Origin of the sequence: Pseudomonas sp. R2-37-08W, from assembly GCF_003851705.1 — a bacterium.
Lineage (GTDB): Bacteria > Pseudomonadota > Gammaproteobacteria > Pseudomonadales > Pseudomonadaceae > Aquipseudomonas.
Genome location: NZ_CP027728.1, coordinates 444,102 through 454,788 on the forward strand (window position 1 = coordinate 444,102; position 10,687 = coordinate 454,788).

At 60.9% G+C, this 10,687-nt stretch carries 9 protein-coding genes and 1 pseudogene; 9 read left to right on the plus strand and 1 reads right to left on the minus strand.

What is annotated here, in order from left to right:
* Nucleotides 1-38: 38 nt before the first annotated feature.
* The 7 genes from C4J93_RS01875 to hutG all read left to right on the plus strand — a co-directional run bounded on the left by C4J93_RS01875 (nucleotide 39) and on the right by hutG (nucleotide 8,122).
* Nucleotides 39-1,004: an ABC transporter substrate-binding protein gene (locus tag C4J93_RS01875; protein ID WP_124428447.1), complete on the plus strand. Its 966-nt coding sequence runs from the start codon at nucleotides 39-41 to the stop codon at nucleotides 1,002-1,004.
* A gap of 71 nt (nucleotides 1,005-1,075) precedes the next feature.
* The gene (locus C4J93_RS01880; protein ID WP_124360879.1) at nucleotides 1,076-1,927 is read left to right on the plus strand and encodes a proline/glycine betaine ABC transporter permease; all 852 of its coding nucleotides are present in this window, start codon (nucleotides 1,076-1,078) and stop codon (nucleotides 1,925-1,927) included.
* A complete protein-coding gene (locus tag C4J93_RS01885) occupies nucleotides 1,924-2,748 on the plus strand; it encodes a glycine betaine/L-proline ABC transporter ATP-binding protein (protein WP_124360880.1) in 825 nt (274 codons plus the stop codon). Before C4J93_RS01880 ends, C4J93_RS01885 begins: the two co-directional genes overlap by 4 nt.
* 132 nt (nucleotides 2,749-2,880) lie before the next feature.
* Nucleotides 2,881-4,389, plus strand: a complete 1,509-nt coding sequence (gene hutH, locus C4J93_RS01890) for a histidine ammonia-lyase (RefSeq protein WP_124428448.1) — start codon at nucleotides 2,881-2,883, stop codon at nucleotides 4,387-4,389.
* Nucleotides 4,390-4,428: 39 nt separating this feature from the next.
* Entirely contained in the window at nucleotides 4,429-5,961 is a 1,533-nt protein-coding gene (gene hutH / locus C4J93_RS01895) for a histidine ammonia-lyase (RefSeq protein ID WP_124365506.1), read from the plus strand.
* Between the two features lie 143 nt (nucleotides 5,962-6,104).
* Nucleotides 6,105-7,310, plus strand: a complete 1,206-nt coding sequence (gene hutI / locus C4J93_RS01900) for an imidazolonepropionase (RefSeq protein WP_124428449.1) — start codon at nucleotides 6,105-6,107, stop codon at nucleotides 7,308-7,310.
* Nucleotides 7,311-7,321: 11 nt separating this feature from the next.
* A complete protein-coding gene (hutG, locus tag C4J93_RS01905) occupies nucleotides 7,322-8,122 on the plus strand; it encodes an N-formylglutamate deformylase (protein ID WP_124428450.1) in 801 nt (266 codons plus the stop codon).
* 63 nt (nucleotides 8,123-8,185) lie between these two features.
* Here hutG and C4J93_RS01910 read toward each other — a convergent pair whose 3' ends face one another.
* The gene (locus C4J93_RS01910; RefSeq protein ID WP_124428451.1) at nucleotides 8,186-8,683 is read right to left on the minus strand and encodes a hypothetical protein; all 498 of its coding nucleotides are present in this window, start codon (nucleotides 8,681-8,683) and stop codon (nucleotides 8,186-8,188) included.
* Nucleotides 8,684-9,101: 418 nt separating this feature from the next.
* Here C4J93_RS01910 and pip point away from each other — a divergent pair.
* Both pip and dtd read left to right on the plus strand, forming a co-directional pair.
* Nucleotides 9,102-10,072: pseudogene (gene pip / locus C4J93_RS01915) on the plus strand (prolyl aminopeptidase).
* The gene (gene dtd, locus C4J93_RS01920) at nucleotides 10,069-10,506 is read left to right on the plus strand and encodes a D-aminoacyl-tRNA deacylase (protein WP_124428452.1); all 438 of its coding nucleotides are present in this window, start codon (nucleotides 10,069-10,071) and stop codon (nucleotides 10,504-10,506) included. The pseudogene pip and the gene dtd overlap by 4 nt, the downstream one beginning before the upstream one ends.
* Nucleotides 10,507-10,687 lie beyond the last annotated feature (181 nt).

Here is a 10,687-nt window from a genome sequence, read left to right on the forward strand (position 1 = left end):
ACTGCCGTAATCCATTTCATGATTGGGAGCGTCACACAATGAAAATGCATAAGACCCTGCTGACCACGTTGCTTTCTGCGGGCTTGCTGGCAAGCGCCGGCGCCCAGGCGGCCGGCTGGTGTGAATCCGGCAAGCCGGTGAAGTTCGCCGGCCTGAACTGGGAAAGCGGCATGTTGCTCACCGACATCCTGCAAACCGTGCTGGAGAAAGGCTACGACTGCAAAACCGACAGCCTGCCGGGCAACTCCATCACCATGGAAAACGCCCTGAGCAGTAACGACATCCAGGTGTTCGCCGAAGAGTGGGTCGGCCGCAGCGAAGTCTGGAACAAGGCCGAGAAGGCCGGCAAAGTCGTCGGCGTTGGTGCGCCCGTGGTTGGCGCCATCGAAGGCTGGTACGTGCCGCGCTACGTGATCGAAGGCGATGCCAAGCGCAAGCTGGAAGCCAAGGCCCCGGACCTCAAGACGATTGCTGACCTGGCCAAGTACGCCGCCGTGTTCAAGGACCAGGAAGAACCATCCAAGGGGCGCTTCTACAACTGCCCGGCCGGCTGGACCTGCGAGCTGGATAACAGTGAAATGCTCAAAAGCTACGGCCTGGAAAGCACCTACACCAACTTCCGCCCCGGCACCGGCCCGGCGCTGGATGCGGCGGTGCTGTCGAGCTACAAGCGCGGCGAGCCGATCCTGTTCTACTACTGGTCGCCGACGCCGCTGATGGGCCAGGTGGATCTGGTCAAGCTGGAAGAAAAACCGGGCGTGGATAAAAGCGTGAGCATCAAGGTCGGCCTGTCCAAGGCCTTCCACGAGCAAGCGCCGGAACTGGTGGCCGTGCTGGAAAAGGTCAACCTGCCCATCGACCTGCTGAACCAGAACCTGGGCCGCATGGCCAAGGAGCGGATCGAGTCGCCGAAACTGGCGAAATTTTTCCTCAAGGAACATCCTGAAGTCTGGCACGCCTGGGTGAGCGAAGACGCCGCCAAGAAAATCGACGCGGCCTTGTAGGTCAAGCGTGTCCGGCTACCCTGAGGGGCAGCCGGGCGCCTGGCCTCAACCCATTGGATCGAGAGCACGCTATGTTTCCTGAGAGTTTTACGTTTTCCATTGCCGACTGGGTCAACGGTTGGGTGGATTCGCTGGTCACCAACTACGGCGACGTGTTCCGGCACATTTCCGACACCCTGCTATGGGCTATCGTCAATCTGGAAAGCCTGCTGCGCGCAGCGCCCTGGTGGCTGATGCTGGCCATCGTCGGCGTCATCGCCTGGCATGCCACGCGCAAGGTGGTGACCACGGCCGTGATCGTCGGTCTGTTGTTCCTCGTCGGCGCGGTCGGCCTGTGGGACAAACTGATGCAGACCCTGGCGCTGATGATGGTCGCCACGGTGATCTCGGTGCTGATCGGCATTCCCTTGGGCATTCTTTCCGCGCGCAGCAACCGCTTGCGTTCGGTACTGATGCCGTTGCTCGACATCATGCAAACCATGCCCAGCTTCGTGTACCTGATCCCGGTGCTGATGCTGTTTGGCCTGGGCAAGGTGCCGGCGATTTTCGCCACGGTCATTTACGCCGCACCGCCGCTGATCCGCCTCACAGACCTGGGTATCCGCCAGGTCGACGGCGAAGTCATGGAAGCCATCAACGCCTTCGGCGCCAACCGCTGGCAGCAGCTGTTCGGCGTGCAACTGCCGTTGGCGCTGCCGAGCATCATGGCGGGCATCAACCAGACCACCATGATGGCGTTGTCGATGGTGGTGATCGCCTCGATGATCGGTGCCCGTGGCTTGGGTGAAGACGTACTTGTCGGCATCCAGACCCTCAACGTCGGCCGAGGCCTCGAAGCCGGGCTGGCGATCGTGATTCTCGCCGTGGTCATCGACCGCATTACCCAGGCCTATGGTCGTCCACGGCATGAGGCGAGCAAATGACTACTGTCAGCAAAATCGAAGTCAAGAACGTCTTCAAGATCTTCGGCAACCGCTCCAAAGAAGCGCTGGCGCTGATTGGCCAGGGCAAGACCAAGGATCAGGTGCTGGCCGAGACCGGTTGCGTGGTCGGCGTGAACGACCTGTCCCTGAGCATCGGTACCGGTGAGATCTTTGTGATCATGGGCCTGTCGGGCTCCGGCAAATCCACCCTGGTGCGCCACTTCAACCGCCTGATCGACCCCACCAGCGGCGCGATTTTGGTCGACGGTGAAGACATTCTGCAACTGGACATGGAAGCCCTGCGCCAATTCCGTCGCCACAAGATCAGCATGGTGTTCCAGAGCTTCGGCCTGTTGCCCCACAAGAGCGTGCTCGACAATGTTGCCTATGGCCTCAAGGTGCGCGGCGAAACCAAGCAGGTGTGTGCTGAGCGCGCCCTGCACTGGATCGAAACCGTGGGCCTCAAGGGCTATGAAAACAAATACCCGCACCAGCTCTCTGGCGGCATGCGTCAACGTGTCGGCCTGGCCCGCGCCCTGGCGGCTGACACCGACATCATTCTGATGGACGAGGCCTTCAGCGCCCTCGACCCACTGATCCGCGCCGAGATGCAGGACCAGTTGCTCGAGCTGCAAAAGACCCTGCACAAGACCATCGTATTTATCACCCACGACCTCGACGAGGCGGTGCGTATCGGGAACCGCATTGCGATCCTCAAGGACGGCAAGCTGATTCAGGTCGGCACGCCGAGGGAGATCCTGCATTCGCCGGCGGATGAGTATGTGGACCGGTTCGTTCAGCGGCGGGCGGCGGTGGTCTGACTGATCGTTCCCACGCTCCGCGTGGGAATGCATCCCGTGACGCTCTGCGTCACTCCCTGACAGCGGGACGCGGAGCGTCCCAGGCGGCATTCCCACGCAGAGCGTGGGAACGATCAACTTAAGAGGCTGAAAATGTCCCAGGCAACAAAAATCACCCTCGCCGACACCCCGTTGCACTGGCAGGACGTCGTCGCCGTCGCCCGCCACGGCGCCGTGCTCGAACTCTCGGGCCACGCCTGGGCGCGTATCGACAATGCCCAGGCCATCGTGCAGCGCATCGTCGCCAGCGGCGAACGCGCCTATGGGGTGAACACCGGCCTGGGCGCGCTGTGCAATGTTTCGCTTGAGGGCGAGCAACTGAGCCAGTTGTCGCGCAACACCTTGCTCAGCCACGCCTGTGGTGTCGGTCCGGTACTGAGCGATGAGCAGACTCGCGCGATCATCTGCGCCGCCATCATCAACTACTGTCACGGCAACTCCGGCCTGCACCCGCAAGTGGTGCATGCGCTGCTGGCGCTGCTCAACCACGGCATCACGCCGCAGGTGCCGTCCCAGGGTTCGGTCGGTTACCTGACTCACATGGCCCATGTCGGCGTGGCGCTGCTCGGGGTCGGCAACGTCAGCTATCGCGGCCAGGTGGTGACCGCGCAAGCAGCGCTGGCGGCCGAAGGTTTGCAGCCGGTGGTACTTGGCGCCAAGGATGGGCTGTGCCTGGTCAACGGTACGCCGTGCATGACCGGCCTGAGCTGCCTGGCCCTGGCCGATGCCCATCACTTGCTGGAATGGGCTGACGTGATCGGCGCCATGAGCTTTGAAGCCCAGCGCGGTCAGATCGACGCGTTCGACGAAGCAATCATCGCCCTCAAGCCGCACCCGGGGATGCAGCACGTCGGCCGCCATCTGCGCGCCTTGCTCGACGGCAGTGAAGTGATCGCCAGCAGCCGGGGCATTCGTACCCAGGACGCCTTGAGCCTGCGCTCGATCCCGCAAATCCACGGCGCGGCGCGCGATCAGGTGGAGCACGCGACCCGCCAGATCGAGACCGAACTCAACAGCGCCACGGATAATCCGCTGCTGCTCGGCACGCCGGGCAACTACCGCGTGGTGTCCCAGGCCAACCCCCACGGGCAGTCCGTGGCAATGGCCGCCGACATGCTCGCCATCGCCATGGCCGAAATCGGCTCGGTGGCCGAACGCCGCCTGGACCGCCTGATCAACCCGCACGTCAGCGGCCTGCCCGCATTTCTGGTGAGCAAACCGGGGGTCAACTCCGGAATGATGATCGTGCAGTACGTCGCCGCTTCCTTGTGCGGGCAAAACCGCCAGTTGGCGCAACCTGCGGTGCTCGACAACTTTGTCACCTCGGGTCTGCAGGAAGACCACTTGAGCATGGGCACCAACGCCGCGCTCAAGCTGCATCAGCTACTGGCCAACGTTACCCAGATTCTGGCCATCGAATACCTGCTGGCGGCCCAGGCGTTCGAGTTCCTCAAGGACCAGCGTTTCGGCGCCGGCACCGACCGCGCCTGGCGCTTGCTGCGCGAAGTCGTACCGGCCTACGAAGAGGACCGCTGGCTGGCGCCGGACATCGCGGCGGCCGCCAACCTGCTCAAACACACTGCATTACCGAATGTGCACTGAACGCCTATTCAAGAAGAACAATTCACAAGGAGAACGAATGTGACTGCGCTAAACCTGATTCCAGGCCAACTGAGCCTCGCCCAACTGCGGGCCATCTACCAGCAGCCGGTAACCCTCAGCCTGGATGACAGCGCCACTGCCCAAATCGACGCCAGTGTGGCCTGTGTGGAGCAGATTCTCGCCGAGAACCGCACCGCCTATGGCATCAACACTGGTTTCGGCCTGCTGGCCTCGACCCGCATCGCCAGCGAAGACCTGGAAAACCTCCAGCGTTCCCTGGTGCTGTCCCACGCTGCCGGCGTAGGTGAGCCGATCAGCGATGCGCTGGTGCGGCTGGTCATGGTGCTCAAGGTCAACAGCCTGAGCCGTGGGTTTTCCGGGATTCGTCGACAGGTGATCGACGCGCTGATCGCGCTGATCAACGCCGAGGTTTACCCGCATATTCCGCTCAAGGGCTCGGTCGGTGCGTCCGGTGACCTGGCGCCGCTGGCCCATATGTCCCTGGTGCTGCTTGGCGAAGGCAAGGCGCGTTACCAGGGTGAGTGGCTTTCGGCCACCGACGCATTGAAAATCGCCGGCCTCACGCCGCTGACCCTGGCCGCCAAAGAAGGCCTGGCCCTGCTCAATGGTACCCAGGTGTCCACCGCCTACGCCTTGCGCGGCCTGTTCGAGGGCGAAGACCTGTTCGCCGGCGCGCTGGTCTGTGGCGGCCTGACCGTGGAAGCGGTGCTCGGCTCGCGCTCACCCTTCGACGCGCGTATTCATGCCGCGCGCGGCCAACGTGGGCAGATCGATTCGGCGGCGGCCTATCGTGACCTGCTCGGCGAAAGCAGCCAGGTGTCCCAGTCGCACCAGAACTGCGACAAGGTGCAAGACCCGTATTCCCTGCGTTGCCAGCCACAAGTGATGGGCGCCTGCCTGACCCAGTTCCGCCAGGCTGCCGACGTGTTGGTCGTTGAAGCCAACGCCGTGTCGGATAACCCGCTGGTGTTTGCCGCAGAAGGCGATGTGATTTCCGGCGGTAACTTTCACGCCGAGCCGGTGGCCATGGCCGCTGACAATATGGCCCTGGCCATCGCCGAAATCGGCTCCCTCAGTGAGCGCCGTACCTCGTTGATGATGGACAAGCACATGTCGCAATTGCCGCCGTTTCTGGTGGGCAATGGCGGGGTCAACTCCGGCTTCATGATCGCCCAGGTCACGGCTGCGGCCCTTGCCAGCGAAAACAAGGCGTTGGCCCATCCCCATAGCGTCGACAGCCTGCCGACGTCGGCCAACCAGGAAGACCACGTGTCCATGGCCCCGGCTGCGGGCAAGCGCCTGTGGGAAATGGCCGAAAACACCCGTGGCATCCTGGCTGTCGAATGGCTGGCCGCCTGCCAGGGGCTGGATCTGCGCGACGGCTTGAAAACCTCGCCAGCACTGGAAAAAGCCCGTGGCCTGTTGCGTGACAAAGTGGCGTTCTATGACAAGGACCGCTTCTTCGCCCCGGACATCATCGCCGCCAGCGAACTGCTCGCCAGCCGCTGCCTGAATGAACTGGTGCCGGCCAAGTTGCTGCCAAGCCTGTAACCCACCGATCGTTCCCGCGCTCTGCGTGGGAATGCCGCCCTGGACGCTCTGCGTCCGCTTTTAGAGTTGTGCATTCCCACGCAGAGCGTGGGAACGATCTTCTCCTCATAAGAATGTCTCATCGATAACTGAGGGAGGCGTTGATGAAAACCCTTTGGCAACACTGCCACATCGCGACCATGGCTCATGGCAAATACTCGATCATCGAGGACGCCGCCATGGTCACCGCACACTCGCTCATCGAGTGGATCGGCCCACGCAGCCAAGTGCCGACGGCGGATTACGCCCAGGTCCACGACCTGCAAGGCGCGTGGGTCACCCCAGGGCTGATCGACTGCCACACCCACACGGTGTTTGGCGGTAACCGCAGCGGCGAATTCGAGCAACGCCTTCAGGGCGTGAGTTACGCCGAGATCGCGGCCAAGGGCGGCGGTATCGCCAGCACCGTGCGCGCTACTCGTGCGGCGACGGAAGATGAGTTGTTCGTCAGCGCGGAAAAACGCTTGCGCAGTCTGTTGCGCGACGGCGTGACCACGGTGGAGATCAAGTCCGGCTACGGCCTGGACCTGGCCAACGAACGCAAGATGCTGCGCGTGGCGCGACGCCTTGGGCAAGCGCTGCCGGTGAGCGTGCGCGCCACCTGCCTGGCGGCCCACGCGTTGCCGCCGGAGTACAAAGACCGCGCCGATGACTACATCGAGCACATCTGCAACGACATGCTGCCGGCCCTGGCGGCCGAAGGGCTGGTGGACGCGGTGGATGCCTTCTGTGAATACCTGGCGTTTTCCACCGAGCAGGTGGAACGTGTGTTCAAGGTGGCCCAGCAACTCGGCCTGCCGGTGAAATTGCACGCCGAGCAATTGTCTTCTCTGCACGGCTCCAGCCTGGCGGCGCGCTATCAGGCGTTGTCGGCGGATCACCTGGAATTCATGACCGAAGAGGATGCCATCGCCATGGCTGCTGCCGGCACGGTCGCCGTGTTGTTGCCGGGCGCGTTCTACTTCCTGCGTGAAACCCAGTTGCCGCCCATGGAGGCCTTGCGCAAACACGGCGTGAAGATTGCCATTGCCAGCGACCTCAACCCCGGCACCTCACCGGCACTGTCGGTGCGCCTGATGCTGAACATGGCCTGCACCCTGTTCCGCATGACCCCGGAAGAAGCCCTGGCCGGCGCCACGCAGCATGCGGCCGCCGCCCTGGGCATGGGCGATACCCATGGTTCCCTGGAAGTGGGCAAGGTCGCGGATTTTGTCGCCTGGCAGATCGACCGCCCCGCCGACCTGGCCTATTGGCTGGGTGGCGAACTGGATAAACGCGTCGTACGCCATGGCGTCGACGTCACTGTGTAAGGAGTCGCGTTGTGGATAAAGTTCTGACGTTCAAACAAGGCAACACACCGCTGCTGATCAGCATGCCTCACGCGGGCCTACGCCTGACGCCTGCGGTGGAAGCCGGGCTGATCCCCGAAGCGCAAAGCCTGCCGGACACCGATTGGCACATCCCCACGCTGTATGACTTTGCCGATGAACTGGGCGCCAGCACCTTGTCGGCCGAGTATTCGCGGTTCGTCATCGACTTGAACCGGCCGTCCGATAACAAGCCGCTCTACGCCGGCGCTACCACCGGCCTGTTCCCGGAGACGCTGTTCGATGGCGTGCCGTTGTTCCGCGATGGACAGACACCCTCCGAGACCGAGCGCGCTACCTATCTGCAAAAAATCTGGGGGCCGTATCACCGCACGCTGCAAGAGGAGCTCGCCCGCCTAAAGGCCGAGTTCGGCTATGCGTTGTTGTTCGACGCGCATTCGATCCGCTCGGTGATCCCGCACCTGTTCGACGGCAAATTGCCGGACTTCAACCTCGGCACTTTCAACGGCGCCGCGTGCGATGCGCAACTGGCCCGCCAGCTCGAAGCCATCTGCGCCAATCACCCGCAATACACCCATGTGCTGAACGGGCGCTTCAAGGGTGGCCATATCACCCGCCACTACGGCGACCCGATGCAGGATATTCATGCGGTGCAGTTGGAGTTGTGTCAGAGCACTTATATGGAAGAGTTCGAGCCGTTCCGCTATCGCAAGGATTTGGCCGAGCCGACGCGGGTGGTGTTGAAGCAGTTGCTGGAGGGTGTTTTGGCTTGGGGTGCCCAACACTACTGTTGAGTGTCGGTAAGCAACAGGTGCGATTTCTGAAGATAAGAAGTCGCACCTTAAATTTTCTCTTTTTCAGATGGTATGTGGGCCCTTGTTGAATATGTGAAAGTAGCCGTTTACTTTGAATATCTGTCCGTTGTCGTCGATGGCGGAAAAGCCAAAGTTACCTTCCACTTGTTTGTTGTCTTCGCTCCAAGCGTATTTTATGGCACCTCCGGTGCCGAGGTAATCTACGATGGTGTCGATCTTTTTTTGAGGATCGGGAATTTTATCCACGATTTTGAAATAGCTCGCACTGTTTTGTAACAGGTCCGGTGGGGTTAAACCTCCAACCAGGTCGACTTCGCCCTTCAAAGAGCTTTTTGGCAAATATATGTGAATTCCGTTTACTTCCGGGCTTCCCGTGGTCTCGTTGACGGCGTCTTGAAAAGCCATGATTGTCCAGCATGGGACTCCAGTAATATCTGTGCTGGATACAATGTTGATTTTATTGGCGACAAAGTTGAAGTCATTGTTTGCATACTCTACAAGGGCTTTGAAATGTTCGGATGGGAATGTTGAATAAGTCATGATCAGTTCACCCTGTTGATCTTGATGTCCGAAGGTAGTGCTGTTTCATTTTGATTTAAGACCGAAGAGGGAGGTGCGTCTGCTGTTAAAGTTGACAGTTTTTTATATGGCTTAGTTATCGATTATAGAGTTTTTATTCGGGTTTATCGTGATGGGTAATGGAATGTCGTAGCCATGTCATGGCGGTCAAGTAGGTCAACGTCTTCGATACGCCCAGTCGTGGCGCGCGATTACCCTGACGCCCCGCATCACCGTGCGCAGGACTGAGCCCTGCGGTGACAGTGGGGCGACTCAGAGCGTGGGAACGATCTATGCGCGCTCAAGGACATGCTCATTGCACAATTCGGGTTTATAGTGCCAGACGGCAAAATAAAAGACGTCCCCCCAGGGATGAACCCGACCCCCTACGGAGCGCGCAATGCAGACTTGGTACCCGCAGATCAAACCCTATGCCCGGCACGATCTGGCAGTCGATGATGTTCACACCCTGTACGTCGATGAAAGCGGCTCCCCGAAGGCTTGCCTGTCGTATTCATCCACGGTGGCCCTGGCTCCGGTTGCGATGCCCAGAGTCGCTGCTATTTCGATCCCAACCTGTACCGCATTGTCACCTTTGACCAGCGTGGCTGCGGCCGCTCCACCCCGCGCGCCAGTCTGGAAAACAACACCACCTGGGACCTGGTCGCCGACCTTGAGCGCATCCGCGAGCACCTGGGCATCGACAAATGGGTGTTGTTCGGTGGCTCCTGGGGTTCGACGCTGTCCCTGGCCTACGCGCAAACCCATCCCGAGCGCGTGCATGGCCTGATCGTGCGCGGCATTTTCCTCGCGCGCCCACAGGACATCGAATGGTTCTACCAGGCCGGTGCGAGCCGCCTGTTCCCGGACTACTGGCAGGACTACCTCGCGCCGATTCCTGTCGATGAGCGTCACGACATGATCGCGGCCTACCACAAGCGCCTGACCGGCAACGACCAGATCGCCCAGATGCACGCGGCCAAGGCCTGGTCCGGTTGGGAAGGGCGCATGCTGGGCCTGTGCCCGAGCCCGCAGCATGTCGAGCGCTTCTCCGAGCCGCAGCGTGCCTTGTCCATTGCCCGCATCGAATGCCATTACTTCACCAATAACTCCTTTCTGGAGCCCAACCAGCTGATTCGCGACATGCACAAGATTGCCCATCTGCCTGGCGTCATCATCCATGGCCGCTACGATATGATCTGTACGCTGGATAACGCCTGGGAGCTGCATCAGGCCTGGCCGAACAGCGAACTGCAGGTGATCCGCGAAGCGGGGCATGCGGCGTCCGAGCCTGGGATTACCGATGCGCTGGTACGCGCAACCGGCGAAATGGCACGACGCCTGCTTGATTTACCGCCTGAAGAAGCATGAAGGGCCTGTTGCAACGGGTGCGAGGCGCCCGGGTCGAGATTGCCGGCGAAGTCGTCGGGGCGATTGAGCAGGGTTTGCTGGTGCTGGTGGCCTTCGAACCTTCAGATACCCCCGAGAGCGCCGATAAACTGCTGCATAAGCTGCTTAACTATCGGGTGTTCAGCGACGACGAGGGCAAGATGAACCTGTCGTTGAAGGACATCGGCGGCGGTTTGCTGCTGGTGTCGCAGTTCACGCTGGCGGCGGACACCAAAAGCGGGCTGCGGCCAAGCTTCTCCACAGCGGCCCCGCCGGCCCTGGGAGCGGCGCTGTTTGATCACTTGTTGTTACAAGCGCAACAATTGCATGGCAAGGTGGCGTCAGGGCGTTTTGGCGCGGATATGCAGGTGCATCTGGTCAATGATGGCCCTGTGACCTTCCTCTTACAGACCTGAATGTATGAAAAGCGACGTTAATGCCTAAAAACGCAGGGTTTCGCTACAAATACTTCGTTGTCCCTGATGCGTTGTCTCGCGGGCTACTAGATAATCGCGCGCTACGGGGATCAGCGTTGTTTGGTCCATTTTTGACTTAGGTAGAGACTTGTCCGACAAACCAGTGGGGAATCATTTTGCC

What these genes read in the sequence shown, in the direction of transcription:
- C4J93_RS01885 (WP_124360880.1), top strand. Translation starts at nt 1,924, where the DNA reads ATGACTACTGTCAGCAAAATCGAAGTCAAGAACGTCTTCAAGATCTTC.
- dtd (WP_124428452.1), top strand. Translation starts at nt 10,069, where the DNA reads ATGAAGGGCCTGTTGCAACGGGTGCGAGGCGCCCGGGTCGAGATTGCC.
- C4J93_RS01910 (WP_124428451.1), bottom strand. Translation starts at nt 8,683, where the DNA reads ATGACTTATTCAACATTCCCATCCGAACATTTCAAAGCCCTTGTAGAG.
- C4J93_RS01880 (WP_124360879.1), top strand. Translation starts at nt 1,076, where the DNA reads ATGTTTCCTGAGAGTTTTACGTTTTCCATTGCCGACTGGGTCAACGGT.
- hutH (WP_124428448.1), top strand. Translation starts at nt 2,881, where the DNA reads ATGTCCCAGGCAACAAAAATCACCCTCGCCGACACCCCGTTGCACTGG.
- hutI (WP_124428449.1), top strand. Translation starts at nt 6,105, where the DNA reads ATGAAAACCCTTTGGCAACACTGCCACATCGCGACCATGGCTCATGGC.
- C4J93_RS01875 (WP_124428447.1), top strand. Translation starts at nt 39, where the DNA reads ATGAAAATGCATAAGACCCTGCTGACCACGTTGCTTTCTGCGGGCTTG.